The 24140-nt window shown below is 41.1% G+C and carries 25 protein-coding genes and 7 pseudogenes; 26 read left to right on the top strand and 6 right to left on the bottom strand.

The window, feature by feature from the left end; genetic code table 11:
- Positions 1–36: 36 nt before the first annotated feature.
- From JL57_RS17975 to folE, 6 genes are all read left to right on the top strand, one after another.
- The gene (locus tag JL57_RS17975) at positions 37–1098 is read left to right on the top strand and encodes a hydantoinase/oxoprolinase family protein (RefSeq protein ID WP_291299648.1); all 1062 of its coding nucleotides are present in this window, start codon (positions 37–39) and stop codon (positions 1096–1098) included.
- Positions 1099–1119: 21 nt separating this feature from the next.
- Positions 1120–1908 (top strand): HisA/HisF-related TIM barrel protein, encoded by a 789-nt coding sequence (locus tag JL57_RS17970; RefSeq protein WP_034140678.1) that lies wholly within the window; start codon positions 1120–1122, stop codon positions 1906–1908.
- A 58-nt stretch (positions 1909–1966) separates the two neighbouring features.
- On the top strand, positions 1967–4003 hold the full coding sequence (gene pabB, locus JL57_RS17965; protein ID WP_034140677.1) for an aminodeoxychorismate synthase component I: 2037 nt from the start codon (positions 1967–1969) through the stop codon (positions 4001–4003).
- A 24-nt stretch (positions 4004–4027) separates the two neighbouring features.
- A complete protein-coding gene (locus JL57_RS17960; protein ID WP_291299647.1) occupies positions 4028–5278 on the top strand; it encodes a methyl-accepting chemotaxis protein in 1251 nt (416 codons plus the stop codon).
- Between the two features lie 21 nt (positions 5279–5299).
- Positions 5300–6148, top strand: coding sequence for a Cof-type HAD-IIB family hydrolase (locus JL57_RS17955; protein ID WP_034140676.1), 849 nt, complete (start codon positions 5300–5302; stop codon positions 6146–6148).
- Positions 6149–6419: 271 nt separating this feature from the next.
- Entirely contained in the window at positions 6420–6992 is a 573-nt protein-coding gene (gene folE, locus JL57_RS17950; RefSeq protein ID WP_291299646.1) for a GTP cyclohydrolase I FolE, read from the top strand.
- A gap of 79 nt (positions 6993–7071) precedes the next feature.
- On the opposite strand, the gene JL57_RS17945 is transcribed toward folE, so the two are convergent.
- On the bottom strand, positions 7072–7356 hold the full coding sequence (locus JL57_RS17945) for a molecular chaperone TorD family protein (RefSeq protein ID WP_034140675.1): 285 nt from the start codon (positions 7354–7356) through the stop codon (positions 7072–7074).
- 34 nt (positions 7357–7390) lie between these two features.
- Here JL57_RS17945 and JL57_RS17940 point away from each other — a divergent pair.
- The 10 genes and pseudogenes from JL57_RS17940 to JL57_RS17895 all read left to right on the top strand — a co-directional run.
- Positions 7391–7642: pseudogene (locus JL57_RS17940) on the top strand (ABC transporter permease); the annotation flags it as partial.
- Positions 7611–7898, top strand: coding sequence for a hypothetical protein (locus JL57_RS36485; protein WP_366556974.1), 288 nt, complete (start codon positions 7611–7613; stop codon positions 7896–7898). The pseudogene JL57_RS17940 and the gene JL57_RS36485, both read left to right, overlap by 32 nt.
- Positions 7829–8026, top strand: coding sequence for a hypothetical protein (locus tag JL57_RS17935; protein ID WP_034140673.1), 198 nt, complete (start codon positions 7829–7831; stop codon positions 8024–8026). Before JL57_RS36485 ends, JL57_RS17935 begins: the two co-directional genes overlap by 70 nt.
- Positions 8013–8564: a type II toxin-antitoxin system VapC family toxin gene (locus JL57_RS17930; protein ID WP_034140672.1), complete on the top strand. Its 552-nt coding sequence runs from the start codon at positions 8013–8015 to the stop codon at positions 8562–8564. Before JL57_RS17935 ends, JL57_RS17930 begins: the two co-directional genes overlap by 14 nt.
- A gap of 485 nt (positions 8565–9049) precedes the next feature.
- Positions 9050–9289 (top strand): annotated as a pseudogene (locus JL57_RS17925) (DUF6144 family protein); the annotation flags it as partial.
- A gap of 183 nt (positions 9290–9472) precedes the next feature.
- Positions 9473–9715: a hypothetical protein gene (locus JL57_RS17920; RefSeq protein ID WP_034140671.1), complete on the top strand. Its 243-nt coding sequence runs from the start codon at positions 9473–9475 to the stop codon at positions 9713–9715.
- Positions 9716–10128: 413 nt separating this feature from the next.
- Positions 10129–10680 (top strand): TRAM domain-containing protein, encoded by a 552-nt coding sequence (locus tag JL57_RS17910; RefSeq protein ID WP_034140669.1) that lies wholly within the window; start codon positions 10129–10131, stop codon positions 10678–10680.
- A 444-nt stretch (positions 10681–11124) separates the two neighbouring features.
- Positions 11125–11403: a type II toxin-antitoxin system Phd/YefM family antitoxin gene (locus tag JL57_RS17905; RefSeq protein ID WP_034140668.1), complete on the top strand. Its 279-nt coding sequence runs from the start codon at positions 11125–11127 to the stop codon at positions 11401–11403.
- The gene (locus JL57_RS17900; RefSeq protein WP_291300236.1) at positions 11400–11819 is read left to right on the top strand and encodes a type II toxin-antitoxin system RelE/ParE family toxin; all 420 of its coding nucleotides are present in this window, start codon (positions 11400–11402) and stop codon (positions 11817–11819) included. The genes JL57_RS17905 and JL57_RS17900 overlap by 4 nt, the downstream gene beginning before the upstream one ends.
- Positions 11707–12573, top strand: a complete 867-nt coding sequence (locus tag JL57_RS17895; protein WP_291300237.1) for a DMT family transporter — start codon at positions 11707–11709, stop codon at positions 12571–12573. Before JL57_RS17900 ends, JL57_RS17895 begins: the two co-directional genes overlap by 113 nt.
- A 125-nt stretch (positions 12574–12698) precedes the next feature.
- Here JL57_RS17895 and JL57_RS17890 read toward each other — a convergent pair.
- The 3 genes and pseudogenes from JL57_RS17890 to JL57_RS17880 form a co-directional block, all read right to left on the bottom strand.
- Positions 12699–13538, bottom strand: a pseudogene (locus JL57_RS17890) (hypothetical protein); the annotation flags it as partial.
- A 6-nt stretch (positions 13539–13544) separates the two neighbouring features.
- Complete coding sequence (locus tag JL57_RS17885) at positions 13545–14672, bottom strand: ATP-binding protein (protein WP_034143372.1); 1128 nt, start codon at positions 14670–14672, stop codon at positions 13545–13547.
- A gap of 12 nt (positions 14673–14684) precedes the next feature.
- Positions 14685–15602 (bottom strand): annotated as a pseudogene (locus tag JL57_RS17880) (hypothetical protein).
- A gap of 347 nt (positions 15603–15949) precedes the next feature.
- Here JL57_RS17880 and JL57_RS17875 point away from each other — a divergent pair.
- From JL57_RS17875 to JL57_RS17855, 6 genes and pseudogenes are all read left to right on the top strand, one after another.
- A pseudogene (locus tag JL57_RS17875) lies at positions 15950–16240 on the top strand (DUF3102 domain-containing protein); the annotation flags it as partial.
- A 511-nt stretch (positions 16241–16751) separates the two neighbouring features.
- Complete coding sequence (locus JL57_RS17870) at positions 16752–16931, top strand: hypothetical protein (protein WP_034143371.1); 180 nt, start codon at positions 16752–16754, stop codon at positions 16929–16931.
- 185 nt (positions 16932–17116) lie between these two features.
- Positions 17117–17275 (top strand): annotated as a pseudogene (locus tag JL57_RS34755) (molybdopterin biosynthesis protein); the annotation flags it as partial.
- A pseudogene (locus JL57_RS34750) lies at positions 17272–17424 on the top strand (AAA family ATPase); the annotation flags it as partial. The pseudogenes JL57_RS34755 and JL57_RS34750, both read left to right, overlap by 4 nt.
- 474 nt (positions 17425–17898) lie before the next feature.
- The gene (locus JL57_RS17860) at positions 17899–18534 is read left to right on the top strand and encodes a hypothetical protein (RefSeq protein WP_034143369.1); all 636 of its coding nucleotides are present in this window, start codon (positions 17899–17901) and stop codon (positions 18532–18534) included.
- Between the two features lie 8 nt (positions 18535–18542).
- Positions 18543–20378, top strand: coding sequence for a diguanylate cyclase (locus tag JL57_RS17855; RefSeq protein ID WP_034143368.1), 1836 nt, complete (start codon positions 18543–18545; stop codon positions 20376–20378).
- Positions 20379–20494: 116 nt separating this feature from the next.
- On the opposite strand, the gene JL57_RS17850 is transcribed toward JL57_RS17855, so the two are convergent.
- The gene (locus tag JL57_RS17850; protein ID WP_291300235.1) at positions 20495–21070 is read right to left on the bottom strand and encodes a helix-turn-helix domain-containing protein; all 576 of its coding nucleotides are present in this window, start codon (positions 21068–21070) and stop codon (positions 20495–20497) included.
- Positions 21071–21218: 148 nt separating this feature from the next.
- Between JL57_RS17850 and JL57_RS17845 the strand changes: the two genes are divergently transcribed.
- Entirely contained in the window at positions 21219–21419 is a 201-nt protein-coding gene (locus tag JL57_RS17845; protein ID WP_034143366.1) for a helix-turn-helix transcriptional regulator, read from the top strand.
- Positions 21420–21541: 122 nt separating this feature from the next.
- On the top strand, positions 21542–21715 hold the full coding sequence (locus JL57_RS17840) for an aspartyl-phosphate phosphatase Spo0E family protein (protein WP_034143365.1): 174 nt from the start codon (positions 21542–21544) through the stop codon (positions 21713–21715).
- Positions 21716–21887: 172 nt separating this feature from the next.
- Here the strand turns inward: JL57_RS17840 and JL57_RS17835 are convergent, their stop codons facing one another.
- Positions 21888–22160, bottom strand: coding sequence for a hypothetical protein (locus JL57_RS17835; RefSeq protein WP_034143364.1), 273 nt, complete (start codon positions 22158–22160; stop codon positions 21888–21890).
- Between the two features lie 546 nt (positions 22161–22706).
- On the opposite strand from JL57_RS17835, the gene JL57_RS36480 reads away from it, so the two are divergent.
- Positions 22707–23501, top strand: coding sequence for an amidohydrolase family protein (locus JL57_RS36480; protein WP_366557048.1), 795 nt, complete (start codon positions 22707–22709; stop codon positions 23499–23501).
- On the top strand, positions 23470–24123 hold the full coding sequence (locus JL57_RS36475; RefSeq protein WP_366557047.1) for an amidohydrolase family protein: 654 nt from the start codon (positions 23470–23472) through the stop codon (positions 24121–24123). The genes JL57_RS36480 and JL57_RS36475 overlap by 32 nt, the downstream gene beginning before the upstream one ends.
- Positions 24124–24140: the final 17 nt, after the last annotated feature.

The following is a 24140-nucleotide window of genomic DNA, read 5'->3' as shown; positions in this document are numbered from 1 at the left end:
AATCTGAAAACCCATTGTGAAGGTGAGGGGTAAAGAGTGTCTATTTTTATGGGTTTGGACATTGGCGGAGCCAATACCAAGGTGTGTTGGTTGGAGATGGAGAGTGGTCGGGTTGTGCGAGCCAAAGGCGATTCTGTTTACCATGAGGTGTGGAGAGACCCAGAAGGATTGCGAGGCGTATTAGAGGACTTCAAGTACAACTGGAAAATGGGAGATGGCCAGACGCTTCAGGGCGTTGCTCTAACTATGACGGCAGAACTGTGTGATATTTTCAAGTCCAAAGCGGAAGGCGTTATCACAATTCTTCGTTTGGTTGAGCAAGTTTTTACCGATGTACCCATCTACGTTTGGACAACACGCGGGGTTTTTGTTAGCCCGTCTCAAACGAGAGAGAAACCACTGGAGGTGGCGGCAGCGAATTGGCTGGCCAGTGCAACCGCCTTGGCCCGAAGCCCACTGGTCAACGATGAAGCTACGTTACTTGTCGATATGGGCAGCACGACGACAGATATTCTGCCGCTGGTTCGAGGGGAGGTTGTGGCCAAAGGGCGTACAGATCTCGAACGTTTATTATATGGGGAACTGGTCTACACAGGGGTGCTGCGAACCCAAGTCCAAGCGATCGTTGATTATGTACATGTAAATGGCATGCCATGCAAAGTGACTAGTGAATATTTTTCGATTACCGCGGATGTGTATCGATTGTTGGGCTTGATTAGGGAGGAGGATTATGATGTCGCTACCCCAGATGGCGGGGGACGGGATCTTACAGCCTGTGCCCAACGTCTTGCGCGTGTGGTTGCTGCCGACCCCGAGGAATTCGGTCGAAATGGCGTTTATGCGCTGGCTCGATTTATTCAAGAAAAACAGATCCAGCAAGTGCTGGATGGGATCTGGCAACTCCTTTCACGAATGGAGCAACCATGGCCAAAACGGTTAATCATGGCCAGTCAGGGCGCATTTCTTCTGAAAGAAGTAGCCAGACGTTTAGAGTGGGAAGCGATTCCCTGGTGGGAGTGTATCCCGGGTGCACAGGAAAGCTATGCGTTGACAGCCTTTGCGGTGGCTCGGCTATTGGCTACCCAACTGGCAGCTTAATTCAAAAAAAGGATGTTGAATATGAATAAAAAGCCATTCCGAATCATTCCCGCTTTGGACCTCAAGGCTGGAGTGGTTGTGCACGGGGTTCGGGGCGAGCGGGAAAAATATCAACCAATAGAGAGTGTTTTGAGCAGATCGTCGGAGTTCTCTCCCCTTGTGGACGCATTTGTTCAGCAGTTGGGGCTTCGAGAGTTTTACGTTGCAGATCTTGACGCAATCATGTCTTCCCTGAAGAAGGATCATTTGCATTTTGTGGCGCGGAAAAATGCTGAAAGGGTAAATCCTCTCGAACAGCTTTCGTTTATGGTGGATGCGGGAGTTTATGACGTTGACGGGGTTGGAAAAGTATTAGAAGCCGGAGTTGACTATGTCATTATTGGCACGGAGACTTTGCCTTCGCTTGAGATATTACATGAGATCATTAACCGCTATGGAGCAGAGCGACTTGTGGTTAGCCTGGATATTAAGGATACCAAAATTATGAGTGCTGCCTTGGAAATTACCCGTCTTACCCCTCCACAAGCTTTAAGGGAACTTAGGGAGTTAGGCATTCAAAATTTTATATTATTAGAACTAAGTAAGGTGGGCACGGGTACGGGGCTAAACAAAAGGCTAATTAAAGAATGCTTAACCGTCTTGGGTGCACAGCCCCATAAAACGATAGGTTCTTTAATCCTGGGCGGAGGAGTTTCCGGATCTGAGGATTTGCGCTGGTTAGCACAGGTGGGCGTTGCGGGAGCGATTGTGGCGACCGCTCTGCATGATGGCCGACTTACAAGAGAAAAACTAAACCAACTAATTAATTAATTGTAAACATAACCCAAAAGTATTAATGAAACTGTCCGGGTTTAAAGGGGAAACAACGATGATATTTTTGCTGGACAATCATGATTCTTTTACCTATAACCTCTACCAATACTTCGGGGAACTTGGAGAGGATATCATTGTCAAACGCCAAGACGCAATTACGATAACAAATATCGAAGCTATGCATCCTGATTTGATTGTGATCTCGCCTGGGCCCTGTACTCCGAGTGAATCCCCACTTTCCTTAGCCATCATCGAACACTTCAGGGGGCAAATTCCTATTTTGGGAGTATGTCTCGGTCATCAAGCTATCGGACAATTTTTCGGAGGAAAAGTGGTTCAGGCCAAAAGGCCTATCCACGGAAAAACTGCACCCATCCTTCATGATCAGCAGGGGGTCTTCACTGACCTTGTTAATCCATTGGAAGTGACCCGCTATCACTCACTGGTCATAGAGCGATCTACCCTTCCGGAGGAATTACTAATTACTGCCGAGTCAGCTGATGGAGAGATCATGGGCATACGTCATAAAACCCTCCCCATTGAAGGAATTCAATTTCATCCGGAAGCGATCTTAACCCAATCCGGACATCATCTGTTAAAAAACGCCCTCCAAAATGCCAAAATGTGGCGACTGCAGCATGCTGCAGCTCCATGGATTGTCAAGCCACTCTTCGTTTCAATTCCCCCTTATCTCTTATTTTCAGTCTTTAAAGAAAAATCATCTCCATTTTTTTTGGATAGTGGAAACGATTACAAAGAGCTTGGCCGTTATTCCTATCTGGGATCATCCCCTTTTTTAGAAGCGACAGCCTATCCCGATCAGCTTGAGCTATTTTGGACGAACCGCTCACACCGGGAAATAATTCCACTTCATAAATTCGAAAGTTTGAACTTTCTTAACGATGCACAGAGTAAATACCACGTGCGTCGTTCCCCTTTTCCCTTCTCCGGTGGCGCCGTAGGTTTTTTAAGCTACGATCTTAAAGACGAGCTTGAATCGCTTCCCAATGATACCGCCGATGACCTAACCCTACCCCTTTGGCGTTTTGCCTGGTATGATGGAATTGTGATTTATGATCACTTTCAGGATAAATATTGGATCACAGCCTGCGGTATTGACGAAGACGGGACATGTCATGCCGATTTAGCGCAGGAACGTGTCGAAAGCTTAGAACAGCTCCTCTACCCATTTGTTCCAGAGCAACTTGGCGAACCAGAGGACCTCATGAAGATGACAAACTCTTCCCTCTCACCCTTTTCCCCCATTACCCCCAGCGTCTCCCATGCCCAGTATCTAAATGATTTGAAACGCCTCATTGACTACATCTATGCTGGGGATATTTATCAAGCCAATCTAACCCAACGTTTTTCCATGACTTGGACAGGGGATCCTTGGGATCTTTATTCCCAACTTCATAGACAAAACCCCGCTCCCTTTGCTGCATTTCTGCCTTACTCGGATTTTCAAATACTTTGCAGTTCTCCCGAGCGCTTTATCCGAATTCAACCGGACGGACAAATCGAAACGCGCCCGATTAAAGGGACTCGCCCCCGCGGAAAATCAGAGGCAGACGATCAGGCTCAAGCCTTTGAGCTTCAAAATAGTCCAAAGGATCGTGCGGAGCTGACCATGATTATTGATCTGGAACGAAACGACCTCGGGCGAATTTGCGAATTCGGAACCGTTAAAGTTCCCGATTTAATAAAACTTGAAAAATATCCGACCGTCTGGCATCTAGCCTCGACCATTACCGGGCAACTAAGGCGTGGTCTCGAGCCCAGTGATATTATCCAGGCTGTTTTCCCCGGTGGGTCGATCACCGGAGCTCCCAAAATTAGGGCGATGGAGATTATTGAAGAATTAGAGTTATACAAACGGGGGCTGTATACAGGAAGCATCGGTTATATGGGCTTTGATGGCGCGTGGGACTTTAATATTGTCATCCGAACGATTTTGTTAAAAAACGGCAAGGCTTATATTCAGGTTGGGGGAGGGATTGTGGCAGACTCGATCCCCGAAAGTGAGTATAACGAAACGCTTGATAAAGCTAAAGCCCTGTTCAGGGTTCTGAAAGGACGATTAGATAGTTAAAGTTAAAAGGGGGAAATATAAGTTGTGAAAATAACAGTAGAAAGGCGGTTAATGCTGTTTGTGGCTTTAATTGCAGTATTAAACGTCGGAATCACGAGTGTAATTTTTTACTATAAATCCAATGAACTTTTTCTGTTAATACTGATCGTGTTTTCCTGTCTCTTGGGGTTTGTCTTTGCCAAAATGATTTCTAGGCCTTTAAACTCTTTAACAAATCTTGTTATTCAAACGGCCAGTTTGGATTTTACGACAGAAGAAAGTTTGTTTAAAAAATTAAATAAAAGAAAAGACGAAATAGGCTCAATGTCCAGCGCCTTATATGAAATGGGCGGTGTATTACTGGACATGATTGATCAATTGTTAACATCATCCAATAGCATTAATGAAAATGCCCGGTTATTGCATGTTTCGGCAGAACAAGTAGTAGAGCATGCCAATGAAAATTCTGCGACGACGCAGGAACTCTCAGCCGGATTGGAGCAGTCGGCTGCATCTGCAGAAGAGATTTCGGCCGCTTCAGAGGACGTTAAACAAAAAATGGATTCCATCACGGATAAGGCTAAAAATGGAGCCGACATTTCGAAAGAAATAACCATTAAAGCATCTATACTGAAACAAGATGCTTTAAATTCCAACGAAACAGCTCAAACCTTGTACCAAGATGTTAAAACAAAAATGGAGGCTGCTCTCCAACAAGCTCAGACAGTTTCTAAAATCAATCTTCTTACTGAGACAATTCTGAGAATTGCGGAGCAGACGAATTTGCTTTCGCTTAATGCGGCTATTGAAGCTGCACGGGCAGGGGAGGCCGGACGAGGTTTTTCGGTAGTCGCTGATGAAATCAGGAAATTAGCCGGACAATCATCGCAAACGGTTGTGGATATTCAGAAAATGATTGAATTGGTTACGACTTCTATAGATAGTATGACGCTTGGTTCCCAAAAACTACTCGAATTTGTTGACAAGAATGTAAAAAGCGATTACCAAAAGTTCATTGATGTTAGTGAACAATATAATCACGATGCGGTAGTTATTAACGACCTCATGGCAGATATCAATGTAACTGCTGAACAATTGGATCTTATTGTTACCGGAATTACGATGACAATCGCCGAAGTCGCCCGGACCATCAATGAGGGAGCGAGCGGTGTGCAGGAAATTGCCGGAAAAACGGGCGAAATTGTTTACCAAATTAATGATGTAAAAACAGCCGCGAATAAAAATCTTGAAAATGCTATGATCCTAAAGGGAATTCTAAACAAATTTAAGATTTAATAACCTCGGAGGTGTTACATCTTGTTTCGATTGGTCTGTCTCGATGTCGACGGTACATTAGTTGATACAAATATGAGGATTCCTCCTCAGGTTGTTAAAACATTAATACGTCTTCAAACGCGTGGAACTATAATAACCCTTGCTTCAGGAAGACATATTCCTTCTCTACAAGAATATGCCCGTCTCATTGGGACAAAAGCGCCGCTCATCGCGTTCAATGGAGCCTGGATCCAATGTTATAAGCAAGATGGACAAAAGAATAGGCGATACTGGCCACTCAACAGGTATCGTATTCTATCCATTATTGAATGCGCAGAACAAATGGGAATGGAGGTAACTCTCTACTATGCCAATGGCATAGTCTTAAAAAGGAATCGTAAAAGCAAAGAACAAAACCTATGGGCAGAGTTCCTCCGACGGATGGAAAAAGTTCCTGTTCAGGTAGTACAATCGTGGCCATTGATTTCTTCAATCTCTAGCAACGAAACAGACGGGTTGGGATCCCTCATGAAAATACTAATTGCGGGTCAGCCAGAAAGTGTTATTGAGTTATTGGGATACTATAAAGAGCATTATCCGGCAGATTATCAATTTGTTCTAAGCGGGGATCGATATCTTGAAGTCGTCGACAAGCATGCCACCAAAGGACTGGCATTGCAAACCGTTGCCCAGCATCTCGGAATTTCAAGGAGTGACATTATGGCCGTCGGTGACCATTATAATGATGTGTCCATGCTGGAGTATGCCGGCTTTGGGGTTGCTATGGGCAATGCGCCAGTGGTTGTTCAGCAGAAGGCTGATTGGGTTACTGCCAAGAACACAGAGATGGGTATTCTTAATGCATTGGCCTGTGCCTTTGGTCAGATCTGAAGCATAACTTTTCATCCGCTTAACATCAGGGTGTAAAGTTTCTTTAAAAAACTTTTACTCAACTCCGATCATCTGTGAATTAAAGGTTTTAGGACCGATCCATTTAGAAATTGCGAGAGCGGGTATAGACCTAAAGCACTGGAGACGATATGTTAGCGAGTATCACATGTTCGGCGATAAACAAGTCTTTGGTTCTCGCTTAGCCTATTTTATCTCATACTAAAAAACAGAAATTCGTTACTGGAGGACCATAGTAAAGGAGAAAGAGATTATGGGGATGGATTTAGAAAAGATTGAGCAAGCAGTTTACATGATTTTGGAGGCTATAGGAGAAGACCCTGACCGCGAAGGGTTAAGGGATACACCGAAAAGAGTAGCCAGAATGTATGCCGAAGTTTTTAGTGGGTTACAAGAAGACCCTAGTCGGCATTTGAAAGTGCAATTTTCAGAAGTACATGAAGAGATGGTCATTGTTAAGGATATACCGGTTTATTCCATGTGTGAACATCATCTGGTACCATTTTATGGCAAGGCACATGTCGCCTATATCCCGCGCAAAGGAAAAATAACCGGCTTGTCAAAATTCGCTCGTGTCGTTGAAGGGTTTGCGCGTAGACCACAGCTGCAGGAACGCTTGACGTCACAAATCGCGGATGCAATTATGGGCGAACTTGTTCCACTAGGGGTTTTGGTGGTTATTGAAGCAGAGCATATGTGTATGACCATGCGTGGGGTCAAGAAAGCGGGATCACAAACATTAACCTCAGCAGTACGGGGGGTATTTAATACTAATCCCATTACAAGATCAGAAGCTTTTTCACTGATTCAAGGTCATAGACGCTAAGAAAGAGGAGATCATGGTGGATGATGATTAAAGCCGTCGGTGTCATAAAGCCAAATACTATCTGCATAGTTTATCCCTTCTACGAGAGTTCAGCTTGTCTAAACAATTCGGGGCTCCTGGCTTGATCCAATTTTACATAACTCTCAGTCAGTAGCGCGAGGGCTTGATAATACATGCTCTGAGCGTGGGTTCTGACATCTTGACAAAAGGCCGGAACCCAATGCGCCAAATGTTCCTCAAGCAAGCGCTGTTCGAATTGCTGAGCGGCTAATACAGAAGATTTGTTTTCCTTCCCCCAGGCCTCAACTTCCATACTGGTAAAAAGAGCCATGCCTTCCGGTTCTGCACTAATATGATCCGGCATTTGGTAATTCCAGACCCCGAAGTCGTATTTTTAGATAGCAAGTGTCTTAGCCAGTGTATTGTACTTTCCAATGCTCATCTTCTCAGGTGCTACTTTGCCTTACGAGGTTATGCCTGGGGCTCTTCAAAAAGCAGCCGATATATTACCGCTGACCCAGGGCATTAAACTGCTGAAAGCCGCTTCACTTGGCTTGCCGATCGATAGTGTTTTACTGCCCGTCATTGTGATGATTGCACTTGTAGTGACATGTATTGGTGTTTCCATTCACTTTTTCAGATGGGAGTAATCCAAGCGCGCAGATCTTCGCTACCAGCATTGCCCCCTATTCCCTGAGAGCAAGGAACGGGGCCGGGGTGTCCATGCCCATCGCCTCGGCTGAACTGGACACGGTGGCTCCCGACGTGTTGAATCCAAACATATTAGCCTCATTTGGGCATACTATATTGAACAACCAAATGGAGGGTGGTATAATATGGACAAGAAGATCAGTCGTGATAAAGAATGTACGAAGGGGGAGAAAGATATGTCTCCTATTGTATTAAATAAACTTGAAAATAAAGGTTTAAATGAATCTAAAAAAGCCATATTAAAACAACTTATGGGTTCCTATTCGGGAAAAGTTGATTTTAATAAGGTGCGTGACGAGTGGAAAAAGGATGAAAAGCGTTAATTTTAATGATCACTTTTTAGGTTTCGAAGAAGATGAGGATATCTTATTAGATACCAATATTATTTATGCGTTTCTAAACCCATTTGATGCTTGGCACACTACAATCAAAAACTTGTTTAATACCCATATCCTTACAAGTAATGTTAAATTATATCTTTATACTCATTCGAGTATTGTAAATGAAGTGACTTATTTATCTAGAGATCCTCTTAATAATTATTCTAAACATTACGGGACGATTTTTTCTGAACAAGATATTACTCAATCTGTGAATGATATTTTAGATAAAACGAAACAATTGATTGAACAGGATGTAGTTTTACTTTTAGAGAGCAATAAGGAAAGTATATATCAACAAGTAGATTATGCTATGTATTTTGGCGCGATGGATTCTCTTATTATATCTTTGGTAAATGAATATGGAATAAGTTTGCTAACAACTGACACTAGGTTGCTCAATAATCTTACGAGTAAACAAAATGAGTTTCCAAACATACGAAATGTTTATTACACAAATGGTTATCATAGGTCTTACTGAGGCTTCCCTTTTTGGAGGCCTTTTATTTTATAGTGTTTTATTTAGCCGTAATTAAACTGAAACCTAACGTTAAAATGATGCTAGAAGTTTTCATAGTGATTTGGCAAATATTTCTGTATAATGAAATAGAAAGTTCTAGAACTGAAAGTCAACCTTTCAGTTCTTTTATTATAGGGGGTCAACATTGACGAAGGCCAAACAGATTAAAATGTATAGCTTTGGAAGCGATAAAAGTCTATTTGCGCAGAGCATGGGACAAACCTTTTAAATGGATGAAAGATATGGATTAGATATTTATCGGACAGTTGACAGAGAAAAAATGCAGGTCGTAATGGATCTATGCATACCGATTAAATAGAGCAAGAATTCAGAAGTAAATAAACAGACTTCTTACTATAATGAGAACTGTTCCAGGGATATAGTTCGATTTGAAAGGAGTCTGTTTTGTGTTTTTAGAAGTAATAGAAAAAATGGAGGGTGTTAAAATGTTTGATATAAGAAAAATTCAGGAGCAGGTAATCTATGGAGCTGTCAAAAGGGCGAGCAATGCTGAAACAGCAAGAGAAATAGTCTATGGAAAAGATGAGTTGGCTAGAACAGAGAATAATCCGACTTGGGTGAACTCTACAATGAAGAGATTAGAAAACCATTTTGATAAGTCGGCTGTTAATCAGATTAGAATGAACTGTCAGTGTGGATATGGAATGGATGAGAAATTAGCGCTGTAGCTATCCCCATGGGGTAGTTTTTTTGTTATAATCAAAACAGCTTAGAAATATAAGGTTGAAAATAGTCGCAACAGAGAATATAGTGGAAAATTTTGTACTATATTAACCAGATAAATAATTAGGTTCGTTCTAACAAATCATGGTATGATTTGATTAATCCTTTGTTTAGGAGTGATTATTATGAAGGCAATTAAAATTCAAAATAAAGATGTCCTAGAAGCAGTTAATTCAGGTTTACCATATATCGAAATTGGTAACCGGAAGTTTTTATTATTCGAAGTTGAACAATATCCTGATACTAATGTTTATGAGGTGACTGATACCGAAGAAGAACAATTGTTATTAGAGGCTTTAGAAGGAGATAACCCAATCCTTTCTGATTTAGAAATAGACAAAATTTTGGGTTATACTAGAGAAGCATGAGAATACATTGGAGAAGATCGGCAGTTGATTCACTTATATCCCTTGATAAATGGAGAAGAGAAATAGAACTTAAACCTATAGCATCATTCTTGAGGGAGCACATCAATAATTATTTCCAAGGACAGGACTTTTCCGTATATGTCCCTGGAAAAGCCGTTGTTCTTAAAGGTTACCCCGTTAATTTAAGGATGCTGCTCATATCTGTTGGAAAATCTGATCCATATAAGGTTTTTTATCGTATTACAAAAGATGACATTGAGATATTCCTGGTTCGTCATCCACGGCAAAATCAAATGTTTTAACGCTAAGCGCATATTATAAATATTGGGTATGGATTTAACAATATATAAAAAAGGCAGAACAGGAGGGTTACTCATAGGCTAATCCAAGCTAGAGAAGGGGATTCATGCCCTATGCTTATGCAATGGGAAGCTGTTGGACAGGAGGGAGGCCTTGGTTACAATGAACTGAAATATTTTTGGGAGGAAAAAGCGGTACAATTAAAGTATCCGGCCAATGGGAAAAAAAACACTGCCGGCGTTATTAATAGGGTTAGTAATTTGGAAGGACTCCGTCTTACCTCGGAGGGAATGGCTATGGGATATCATGAGGGCAAAGCCACCTTTGTACCCGGCTTGCTGCATGGGGAAATTGGTCAGGTTAAGACTGTGGAAGTGAAAAAGAACTGGCAAAGAGGAAAACTGCTGGGAATTCTGAAAGCATCTGCAGACCGGGTCAACTCGCCTTGCAGTATATTTCCTGTTTGCGGCGGCTGCCAGCTGCAACACCTGAAATATGAGCAGACCTTGGTTAGGAAAGAAGCAGTGGGTGACAGCCACAGCCCTCGACCCATTGAAGCATCCGACGCGGGGTCCTATGTCAAGTCTCGACACAAGAGTATCTCTCTACCCATAGGCCATTCACGTAGTATGATTCGCTTAATGATGCTCCAGATTTCCATATGACTTTTGTCTAAAATTTGGAGGTCAATTCAAACAGTGGCTCAACCTGGTCCGAATTATTCAATAGAGGCTTAGCTAATATGTATTCGCAAATATCTTTTCGTTCCAGGCCGTTTGGTCTGGCTTTTTTGTTGTTCAGGAAAGTATAAAATTTTTGATTTGTGGATAACTGATTTGAAGCGCGTGCGACAGCACGCTTTTTCTATATACCCGATGGGTACATATGATTATTTCATCAGTCTCAAATTGGTTTTGCGATGGACTAATCTAGATTAGTCCATCGCAAAACCGGCAATTTTTTAATTTTTTTCGCTGGGAACTCATTCCCTTAATCTATAGTGTAATAAACCGTCCATAGTGAATCTGTCTGGAATTATCTGGTTGATGACGTAGTCGTATTATGATATAATATGACTATTAGAAAGTATATTGGAAAGAGGTGATACCATGGAGAAAATAATCCGGCCGTCAGCAGATTTAAGAAATCATTACAGTGAAATATCAAAACAGTGCAAAGAAACGAGAGAAGCTGTTATTATTACGGTAAATGGAAGAGGAGATACGGTAGTTCTTGGATTACAGGATTACTATCAGCTGAAATCAGAGTTAGAGCTGTTGAAAACGTTAGCTGAAGCAGATGATGATGTGAAATCTGGACGAGTGGCACCGATGAAGGATTCGTTTGACGAACTTCGGGCATCTTTATTGGAAAGGAAGAATGTATGAAGTATAAACTACTGAGAACGGATAAGGCAGAGGAGCAACTCCGTGAAATCATATTTTATATAGCAGATGATTCAGGAGACGTCGATATTGCACTGGGATATCTGGACAAAATTAAAACAGCAGTCAATCGTCTGCAAGATTTTCCGGAGTCAGGAAATATACCAAGATATTCAATTTTGAAAAAGCAGGGTTATAGAGTAATTATTGTTGAAAGGCATCTGATATTTTATAAATTCAATAAAGATGAGAAGACAGTTATTATATATGCCATTGTGGATGGAAGTTATGATTATATGGGGAAGTCTGGGGGTATTTACAAGATCCATCCCCTTGTCCGCTTTAAGCTTAGCTTTTCTGAGGGCCTTAATTGCACTGCCGGTCCTTTTTGTAGTAATGAAAATGAAAAAATCGGATAAGGTGAAATGGACGCTTTTAAAACCCTATCTTATTTCAGGTGTACTCCTAGGTTTTGGCTGGTTAACTTTGTTCTATGGGTTTAAACATACCAGTATTTCATCTGCCGTTATGATCTACAATATGTGCCCGGTATATGTCATGATAGCTGCACCGCTGTTATTGAAAGAGACTATCTCAAAGATTCAAATTGCAGTGATTTTCGTCTCTTTTCTAGGTCTCTTACTAATTGTTGGTCATGATTTATTAGAAGGTTATGGATCCATGGGGCTGGCACTTAGTGCCATTTCAGGGATGCTTTACGCAACCATTGTGCTTATTAACCGCAGTATTAAAGTCAGGGTGGATAATCAAACGGCCACCTTTGTGCAAATATTTACAGCGATGATTGTTTTACTGCCCTTTGTCTTGATTGATGGAACTATTTTAACGGTTGTAGACTTGGATTCTAGGGCAGTTACTTATACCATTCTATTGGGTATATTACATACAAGTGTGGCCTATACCATGTTCTTTTCCCTCTATACACATATGAAATCTGTTGAAATAGTGTCCTACAGTTATTTAGAGCCTTTATTTGGTATTTTATTCAGTGTGATCTTTGTCGGAGAGACATTAACACTCCCTCAGATTATTGGCGGGATTTTAATATTGGGTTCAACCTATCTTGGGGAAATGCTTAAGGATAGAAAATTATTTAAAGAAAAAAGATCCTACTCAAATGTAAGCGTCAACGCGCCTGATAATAGGTATTAAACCGGAGGTATTTCCGGAATTGTGTGCAGTTGGACAGTACAATTGATCGGAGCCGTGGCGGGCTAGGGTTAGGCTTGGCTATTGCACTGCTCGTTTTTGTCACTTATGCATCATATAAAAAAAGAAGGCAATTCACCCTTGCTGTTTTTAAGGGATGAGATCATACTTTCTAAATAATTTGGAATGCTGCCTTTTTGAGCATTATTAATAAACTTCTCAGTAAATTCTTGAAGTGTTTTTTCATCGATATCACTGGAATCGTCCCAAATGTCATGGGTTTTTTCAGGATTAAAAGCTGTTTCTATTTTTTCGTCTTGATTACGACCATCATCTTTATTATTGTCTGCTTCATCTTCATTATCATCGGCCGCATCCTCATCCGCTTCCAGCAAGTCCAGGGCAGTTTGAATCTCTTCTAGATAATATTCAAAAGGTTTAAAGGGCAGGAGTTTTAAAGAATAATTTAGATTTACCCATTCTAAAGTAATAGAATAGGGGGGCAGATGATCCAAATAGGTATTGACGACGATATTCATTGCCATATTGATAGCTAATCTGCTGTAGTCAGCCTTAAATTCCTTTGCTCTTATTAAATGCATGGATAATACATGGAGTATTTCGTGTTTAATGGTACTTTCCATTTGTTTTAGATTAAGATTTAAAAAAATGATGGGGTTAAAATATATAACATACTTTGCCCCTTTAAAATTCACAGCAGTAGGACTGCTGATATCAAAGCGTATTTCTCTGGACATTTGCATCAGAAAATAGCCATAGAAATTATCTTTGTCTTCCATAAGGCTTAGATTAACTTGATCGACAAGGCTGAAAAACTCTTCTGTAAACGCTTTGGGTATATTTAGCTTGGCATGTTCATCGTTGCGTTTTGCTTTTAAATAATTATTGAGAATGATATCTGCTTTTTCATAAAGCCCTTGAACCTGGTTATCAAAAAAAGTTTCCATAGCTTATCACCTGATTAAACGATAAGATTCAAAATAGGATTCGAAAAAAGCTTCATTTTCTATGGCGTGTTTGTATACTTCTGGATAACTGTTTTTAATATCCTTCATGAGTCCTATCTTTAAATCGACAGGATATAGTTTCAAAAACTCAATCAGCCTGTCTATATAAAAACTTGAATCATCACGATCATTTAAGATGGTTGCTTCTAAGCTTTTGAGAATATTCTTGGCGGCTAGATAAAGTCTGGTATGGCTTTCGTTTTTTACTCTTTCTCTGATCGATTCAGGAAGAGAATTTTTTGAAAAAACCTCTTCATAAGATATGAGTGAAGGATAATCGGATTCCACAAAACTCACAAACTCTTCGGCTATTAATCGCCCGACATTTCCTTTGACAACATTTAAAAACACGGATCTGGGTATGGAATCTTTTTTCTCCTTATAAATTCTATAGCTGCTGGAAATTCGCTCATAGCTTCTGGGAGTTGCTCTTAGATCGTCTTCGTTGATCTTATGCAAATAATCGGGGAAGGTGGAGATAAACTCGACAACCTTTTGCTCAATTCCGGCCTCTATGGCCCAATCTAACCACTGATTATAATCAGGCTCCATAGATAGCCAGACAAATCTATTTTCTTGGGCGGCATCCATATCGACAACCTGGTAATCAAAATCCGAACCATATTTACTGGAAGGATTCATGGCGGCTAAGATTTTGACACCTTCAGGTAACTTATAGCCGTTGATTTCCCGATTTAAAATTAAATTCATAAGTTCCTGTTGGACTGTATGTTCACAGCGATTGATCTCGTCTATAAATAACAGAACGATTTTTCCTTGAGATATTTCTTCATCAATTTCCCTGAGCTTATGATGAACAGCATATACTGTCGCTTTCTTTTCATCCTGATCTTCTTGATTATTGACGCCTGCATAAGATTCTACCGTTGGCAGACCGCCTATTTCACCTTCTTTAAGGAGATTCCCATTAATCACGATTAAACTCCACTTATTTTCTTGAGCAATTTCCTGGGCTAACGCTGTTTTGCCGATGCCGCTTTCCCCAACGATTAAGGGGACTTCCCCAGTCGATAGTACTAAGTCAACACTTTTTAAGGTGTCTGTAAAATTCATGATGTCTCACTCCTATAGCATCTTCAGCTTTTCATCGACAGCTATTTTTTTCGCCTTTTTACTGCCATATTTATAAATAAACATGATCTTGTCCATGGGCATAAGGTCGCTGTTTTGATGGATATAACTGCAATTTAAAAAGTCTCTGACATATTTTTCTTCAACATCTTCATTGGCTAAGGATGCCTTTAACACTTGTTCTAATTCATCTTTAGAGATTTCGTTCATAACATAGTTAATCACTAAACTATTGACTTGCAAAAATTCTAAGATTTTATGTTGATCTAAATCATTGATAAAGGTAATAGCCCTCTCATTATTCTTGATCGCTGTAAGCTCTGCCTGATGGGTAGGAGAATTGATATATCTTAAGGCATCATAATTGATTTTTACAGCCTCTTCCTGGACACTTGCGCAAGGTTCTTGGATAAATTTTATCCAATCGTAAGACTCCCACTTCTACAAGTGGGAGTGGTACCCCCGGCTCCGCTTCGGTGGGGGTAGAGTCCCCCACCGAAGACTCGATGTTCAACTTTAGTTGAACGAGTTCACTGAATCGTAATTTTTTCCTACAGCTAATAATTGCAATTCCTCACTTGGATTCTTAACATATTTAATAGCCCAGCCTGCTTGATTGATCGCTAATTTGATTAACTGATCGTTGGGATTTTTAAGATACTCTAAGTTAACCCAGCCATCATTGATCGCTTTGATCATCATATCTTCTGTAGGGTCATCTATAAATTGAATAGCTCGGACATTATTGTCTAGAGCTAATTCTTGCATCTCTCTGGTTGGATTATCAATATATTTTAACGTAAGTCCATTTTTTTGAACAGCCAATAACTTGATCTCATCGGTGGGATTAGTTATATAGGCTATGGCATTAGGATTATTCTTGATCATTTTAATCAGCTTTGCTTTTTCCATAAGGCTACGTTCCTTCTGTGATTATTTTTAGTATTACTTCGGATAATTGATATATTTTCTAAGTTAATTTAAACAGTATGATTATACCACCGGATAATAAAAGGGTCTATAAATGTACGGTCTCCACCCCATAAGCATATGGAAGCAGGCGGGTCCGTAAAGACAAATATAACGCTACCGGCTTGGTTAAAGGAGCTTGCTGAAAAACAAGGAGTGAACTTTTCACAGATTACCCAAGCAGCCCTTAAGGAGTACCTTGGAGTGGATAGACCTTAAAATTAAATGCTTTCAAAGCGAAAGGGGACGAAACTGCTGCTTCCCCCGACAGTGACGGCAATCCAAATTCGACACTGGTGACGAATTTGACCTACACCCAGGCGCTCATCCTTCTTGGGATCCCGGAAGAGGAGCGGGATGAGTTTATCGCGGAGCATGATGTCGAGAGCATGACCAAATTGGAATTGCAGCAGGCTGTCAAGGACAGAGAACAGGCCATTCAGGAGAGAAAAGACCTCCTAAAAGACCTGGACTTGAAAAGCAGCGAAATCACCCAATTAACCACTCAGGCCAAAAGCCTGGAGAAACAGGTAAAAGACTACAGTCGAAATACTCGGCCGAGCAGGAAAAAGTCACGTTAAAGCAAAGGGAGCTGGAGGCGGCCAAAGAAGAGATCCCGTCCGCCAGGAAAATTGCCGAACTGGAAAAAAGCTCAAAACCGCGGAAACCAAATCCTCCCTCATGACGGTCGACGCACCATTCACCATTCACCATTCACCGCGATAACCTGATACGGCATGGCTATAACGTATTAAATATTACCGGTGCATTCTGCCAAGGGTTTAGAATGGGAATAGGTTTACCTAATTGATCTTTTCGAGGAATCATTCCTGAATGGGAGACCATCAGGGCTGAACAAGGTGGAAAGAACAAATTATTAGAAGAGGAAAGACGTCTTTTCTGGGCGCCATCCAGCACATAACACGGGTTAGCGACATCGAAGTATTATATCTTGGGTAATAACTCGACGTCGCTAACCCCCAGACGTTAGGCGAAAGCTTTGCTTAATGACATTTTTTGGGGATGATATGTAGAAAGTCGGTTTTTAGTGATATACTAATATTAGAAGTGCTTTGTGAGAGGTGAAAATATATGAGCCAAGTAAAAGAAGCTGCAATTAAAATAATCAATAATTTGCCTGATCAAGCTACCTGGGATGATATAATGTACCAGTTTTATGTAAAGAAGAAAATAGAGCTATCTCTAAAAATAGCCGAAGAAGGTAAAGTGTACTCACATGAAGAAGTTAAGAAAAGGATATTAAATAAATGAGAATCGATTGGTCTGAGTTGGCCATTCTTGACTTAGAAGGCATAAATGAATTCATACAACGTGATTCAGAATACTTATGCTCTAGAATTTACAAGTAGAATTATTGAGATGATAGAGAAGCTATCTTCGTTTTCAAACATGGGAAGAAAGGTTTCTGAAGTTGATTGATGAGAGTATCCGTGAGGTATGTCAGGGTTTGGCTTAATGAAGGCCAACTTGAACTTGGCGACGACATAATGTATGTACTGATAGGCGGCGACATAAGACCACATGTTGTTGATGCACTGCAATTTCTGGTTGAAAAGATCAAAAGCGAATGTGTTACCGAAATTGAACAAAAATAGTATCAACACATTCGCCATTTCTGCTTGCCCTGCGTGGAGCAAAAATCTATTCTCTTGAAGAGAATCCAGTTGATGTGAAGCAGTGGGCAAAGCTGGAAAACGTGCGAACATATTATGAATTTTTCAAAAGATATGAAAATGAGTTCTAAGCCAAATCGCTGTGCTTGAGCAGCAGGATCAGATGCTTAAATACCGCGAGATTGAAAAACTGCGTAAACTTTTTGAAAAGCAGGAGAAAGTATCAGAAAATCGCAAGATTTTGTTGAGTAAAATCTTGCGATTAAGGTTATAACAACATATTCTATCAAGAGATTGATATTGAATCAAGAGTACACCTCTGGTAGGTATTGCCCAACGGTGTGGAATGTTCTGATGCCAAGTGCGTGGAAGACTAGGTCTTTTTTTTTGCTTTTTGCCAATATCCTGGAAGGGAATAAACAAATCACGCGGAAATATTAAAGGATAACTCGAATAATAAAGATTAGTGTCTAAAATGAAAGGTAAATTTGACAATATACCAAGGATCAAACACAAAGAGAAATGTGACAAGGCATGTGGAGACGGTGGTAAGGTTGGAACGGGCAAGGGTATTTCGCTAAAAAATTAAAAGGATGATTAAGATTATGATTAGAGAGATAGCTTACAATGATGTAAAAGACAGCCTCAAAACCGGGGATCTGTTTTTATTCCATGGTGTTCAAACGACAAGTAAGCTGATCGAATTGATTGAATGGTCATACTGGTCACACGTTGGTATGGTTGTTTTACCCAAGGACATCGGCATAACGGTTGAAGAACCTCTTTTTTGGGAGTCGACAGCCTCCGGTGACGGCCTGACGGATTACCTGACAGGCAAGCCCAAAGAAAACGGCCCCATGCTCGTATCACTGCAGGATCGTATCCAGGTGGATATAAATCAACATTACGATACGCATTTTCTGGTGAAATATTTAAATCCTTCGTTGAAGCAACGGGAGCTGGAACAGCTTAAGGATTTCATAGACAAAGTTCATGATCGTGGATTTCCAACGGCTGAAAATGCCTTGAAATACTACATAGAAGGCAGGTCTTTTAATAAACCAGCGCCCGATAGGGAAGTGTTTTGCAGTGAATTAACGGCAGAGACCTTCATGGCGATGGGATTCATCTCTACAGAATACGTACCAAACGGGTATTGCCCGGATGACTTTAACAAAGGCGACAATATGCCCTCCCTGCAGCCTTTTCACTTTATTGACGGGGCCAGATTGAATAAGTAGAGGATATTATGAGAAAGAAAATCGCTCCGATATTTGCAATTATTGCGCTAATTATCCTTTTATCAGCTACATTATTTTTAAATAAACCAACTGTCGCGCAACCACCAAAACCAATCAACGGTCTTCTAAATTTAAGCAACTGGTCATTTGAGAACCATGGAATTGTAAGCTTAGAAGGTGCGTGGTCATTCTACTTCAATCGGTTTCTGATTCATGAAGACTTTGAGCAGGGCATTGACGTTATGCCAACACCTATTGAAATACCCAACACCAAAGAGAGCATGGCGCGCTTTAAGCCCTTTGCGGGAAACAAATTCTACGGTACGATGAGGCTCGTTATAAAACTGCCTGAGGGTACGAGGACCTATGGACTACGGACAGATATCATACTGACATCCTTTAAACTCTACATTGACGGCAATCTACACGGTGAAGTGGGAAAAGTCGGAACGAGCCGGGAGAATAGCGTTCCTTACTACAATATACTCGCCACCTACTTTAACCCGGAAAGTCATGAAGTGGAGCTAATTTATCATACATCAGATTTTATAGCGGAAGATTGTACCATCGTGGCGCCTAAAATCGGATTAGCCTCCCAGATTTCCCGAGAAGTACAGTTGGGTTTAGGCAGGGATTTGTTCCTTTTTGGTATGCTGCTCATTATGGGAATCTATCATTTTGGTCTGTATATTATGAGGACAAAGGATCGTGCACCGCTTTATTTCGGGTTTTTTTGCCTCTTGTTTGCACTCCGTATGTTATTGGTAGGAGAACGCTTCTTACCAAGTCATTTGAATCTCAGTTTTTTTGTTTACGGACGAATGGCTTATCTATCTGTGTTTATCGGTTTTGCAGCTTTGTGTGGATTCTTATACTATGCTTTGGATGGCCTATTCGCCAAATGGTTTGTCAAGATCAGCATCGCTCTGGGATCATTGTTTGGTTTTCTCATCCTATTGATTCCCTATAGTTCAGCGGACAGGCTATTGATGATTTATGCTGTCTTTGCATTTATATTATTGGGCTATGCAATGATTCGCTTGGTGATTGGCGTATGGAAAGGAGTTCCTTTTGCAAATATCGTATTGCTGGGTTTCGCTTTTTTAGGGATAACATTGATCAATGATTTTATTTATCAAATCACACTTGCCAATACACCTTCACTCATTCCGTTCGGTGTTTCAGTCTTTACCTTTACCCAGGCCTATACCTTGTCTGCCAGATTTTCCAATGCTTTTACAAGAGCTGAGCAGCTCTCTGTAGAGAATAAAGCTATTTTGTCAGAGCTTAAGCTTATGAACAGTAATCTTGAATCCCTGGTTAAGGAACGGACTTCCGATTTACAGAAGGCTCTGGAGGAAATGGAAGTCATGTCTAAAACGGATTATCTGACAAAATTGCCCAACAGACGGTTGGTGTTTGCCAAAATTAAGGAACTTATTGAGCAGAAAAAGGGCTTTTACATTGGCTTAGCTGATATTGATCATTTTAAAGAGATTAATGATCAGTTCGGGCATGTTAAAGGTGACGAAATCCTTGTGCTTTTATCAGAAATATTAAGGGCAGCTATTGGCGGCTGTGGTTTTGTTGGCCGGTGGGGCGGCGAGGAATTCTTAATAGTACTGGAGACGGAGCAATTGGATACGATTCATGGCAAGGCCAATGAGATACGCAGGGCAGTAGCGGAATACTGTCACGCAGACATCGGCAAGAGCGTTACGATTACCCTTGGATTATGTCAATACCGGGAAAACACCTCCTTGGACATACTAATAGCCAGCGCAGATGAGGCTCTTTATCGGGGCAAATTAGCTGGAAGAAACCAGTGTATGATTTCCGCGTAAGGCTATTATCACAATATCAAATGGTTGGAATATAGACATCGCCAAGGGGCCACCAGGTTCAAGCGGAGATAACATTGATCAGATGAGTCTTTTTGATGTAGTGACGTCTACGCGCCCTAATTGTCTTTACGGTATTTATTAAGAATAAATTCTTTGAATTCTTCAAGGGATTTTCTCGCTTCCTCTGGCAGATCCTCCATTGGGTCGTCTGAACGGTGGGCGGCTGAAGTACTGTAACCTTGTTGGCTTTCAAGTAAATAAGGTCTTGGGTCAGTGATTCGTCCGAGAAGAAAGTCAACAGAACAACTCAGACTTTCTGCCAAAACTTTCAAAGTAGAGGGGTCGGGATATTTTTCGCCTGTTTCAAATTGTGATACGTCGGTTGGAGATATGTTAAGATTTTCGGCTAATTGTTTTAGTGAGATACCATTTAGTTCACGAATCATCTTTAGCCTGCTTGGAAAATTACATTCTTCAATTACAGAATGTTCTGTCCGTCCTAATAAGAAATCAGTAGAGACTTTAAAATAATCCGCAATTCTTTGTAGAGTATCATAATCAGGTTTACGCCTATCTACTTCATACTGTGCATACGTACTTCGGGACATACAAAGTATTTTTGCTAGTTCCTCTTGTGTGAGTTCGAGCTTGTTTCTTAGATATAGTAGCCTTTTCCCTAACATTACAAACATACCTCCTCTCCTATCTAGTATAGTCGCAATAAGCGACATTTAAAATAAGTGTTGCGAATCTCAACAAAATCATTGACAGTCGCGAATTGCGACTGTATTATTAAGATAAATTAAGTCGCGTTACGCAACGAGATAAAGGGGGGGAATTGTGGCTGAATTTGGCAAGACGAGGCTGTGGCTAATAAACTATCGGGGGGATTTAACACAGCAACAAGTTGCAAATAAAGCAGGAATAAGTAGATCATATTATGCAGAAATAGAGTCAGGCAACAAAAATCCTGGTGTTAAAACCGCTAAAAGACTTAGCAGCGTTTTAATGTTTGATTGGACTATTTTTTATAAATCATGAGAATTATGTTTCAAAGTGAAGGTTCTCATCAATCATAAGACATAATATAGAGTCCTCGGTATTGCCGGGGACTTGATTTTTGGGCGCACTAATCCCCAAAATAAAAATTAACGGAGGATAGTATGTCTGAGATCAACGAATTAATAAAGCGAATTGAAGAATTACGCCTGAACGTGATTAAGACAAAAGAGGGAAGAGCTTATACGGATCCGGTAGTTGTAGCTGCAAGTCAAGAGTTGGATGATGTTTTAGACAGGTATCAAGAGATGCTAATGAGAAAAGCGGAGAAGGGTTAGGATAGGATTGCGGTTATCTTTCGTGCTACAAACCCGCGTGGCATTCGGAGAATAAAAAAGATGAGAGGCAAAGAACGGCCTCTCATCATGTCGTACATGATACTGTTTGCAAATACGATCGTTGTATTATCTCAAGGCTAAGACGTTTAATACAGGACGTCTTTTGTCATAATTACATGTTAACTGCCTTAGTGTAGGGTGAGTTCATGGATGCCCTGCAAATAATATGGTTGACTACTTTGACAACGGTGGCTGGTGAACAGGTTAGTTTGACAACTCGAAATTCTCTAGAAGTTTCACCGTATAATACTTTTAGAATATCTAGGACCCTTCCTTTAGTGGCTAAGAACTTAGTCTCATTGCTAGCACCACGTAGTTCTGGTACCCAAAGTTGCTCAAGTTCATGGGATAACTGTAATAGTTCTGTACGAAAACGCAAATACATAAGAACCTCCTTAGATTTTGTATAATTCATTTTATTGAAAAAGTTTGATCCAAATTATCCACTTGTAAAGTGTTTGTAAAAAAATAATACACACTTTGCTATTATATGTAGGAAGCTTTTTTATGTGTTAGAAAAAAAGCCATCAATCAGTAAAACGGAAAGCATTACCATATTCCTTCTTTTGCACAATTAGCATGATATAATGGGACAGGGGGAAATGTCAATGCAAATTCTCAAATATTTGAGTGATAATAATTGGTAGCAAATTTCTTTTAGCATCTGCTGACATGAGTAGAGTCCTTCAAGTTCAACGTTTGAGCTGAAGGGCTCTTTTTAATATGAAAATCCCTAGATGACTAGAAGTTCAGTCGGCATAAATGAAACGTGAAAACGTGAAAACCCAAGCGTTTTAACAACACTAATAGTTTATGTATACACTTTCTTGTTAAAAAAGGTACTTGACCCTATAGTAACTATAGGGTATAAAATACGAAATATATACAACAGGGTGTAAACAAACCCGTTGCCGATATAAAGAAATCAACATTGACAAATAGAAAGGCAATGAAGACAACGATGGAAAAAAGAATCCTAATTAAAAATGCACGGGCAATTGTGACGTGTGACGCTGCAGATCAAGTGTTTTATGATACCGATATGCTTATCGAAGGACCACAGATTATCCAGATGGGTAAGAATTTATCGTCGCAGGACGCTGAAGTGATCGATGGGCGTGACAAATTCGTTTATCCCGGCCTGATCAACACGCATCACCACTTTTTTCAAACCTTTGTTCGCAACCTGATGACCATAGATTATCCCAATATGCTGGTGGTCGAGTGGCTGGACAAGATTTACCGTATTTTTCAAAAAGTTGATTCTGAGGTTATTTATTATTCTTCATTGGCTGCCATGGGAGACTTACTCAAGCACGGATGTACCTGCGCTTTCGACCACCAGTATTGCTATACGAGTGCATCGGGCAAGTTGTTGGTCGACCGGCAGATGGAAGCGGCTGCCCAACTGGGTATTAGGTATCATGCAGGTAGAGGGACTAATACACTCCCCCGCAGCAAAGGGAGCACGATCCCTGACGAAATGCTGGAAACAACCGATGAATTCATTTCCGATTGTGAGCGTCTGATTGATTTGTATCATGATCCAGCACCCTTTTCCATGCACCAAATCGTGGTGGCACCCTGTCAACCGATTAACAGCTACATAGAAACCTTCCAAGAATCCGTCGCTCTGGCCAAGGGCAAAAGGTGTACGCCTGCATACCCATCTTGGCGAGGGAGAAAACATCATTATGCAGGAGCGCTGGAAGAAGCGAACGCTTGAATGGTGCGAGGGAATCGGCTTTGTCGGCTCGGATGTCTGGATTGCCCATGGATGGGAGCTACAACCCTATGAATTCAAGGTGATGGGACAAACAGGCACTGGGGTTTCCCATTGTCCGGCGCCTGCGGTCTTGGGCGGTTTCCCGATTCTTAATATGAAAGCCCTCCAGAAGGATAACGTGATTGTTAGTCTCGGATGCGACGGTTCCGCAACCAATGACAGTTCCAGTCTGCTTGATTCCCTCAGGATGGCTTATCTTATGCAAGCTTACCATAGCAAAGAGCGAGGGGGTTGCGTTTCACCTTACGAGTTACTGAAAATAGCAACGGTTAATGGTGCAAAAACGTTAGGACGAGACAAACTGGGATCGTTGGAGGTTGGAAAAGCCGCTGACTTGTTCATGATTAACACTGGGGTGTTGGAATTGACGGGTACCCTCCATGACCCTAAAAACATTCTGGCGCGAGTTGGCGTAACTGGCCCGGTCTGGCTGACGATGGTCAACGGTAAGGTTGTGTTCCGGCACGGCCAGCTGTTGGGTGTCGACGAACAGGCACTGGCCGAACAAGGGGAGCAGGTTTGTACGCGGGTGCTTCGCAATGAATGTGAGGCATTCCGCTAAAAATAAAACGATACAAA

Source organism: Desulfosporosinus sp. BICA1-9, from assembly GCF_000802135.1.
Note: the sequence above shows the minus strand (reverse complement) of the source record. Positions and strands in the feature narration are given on the sequence as shown.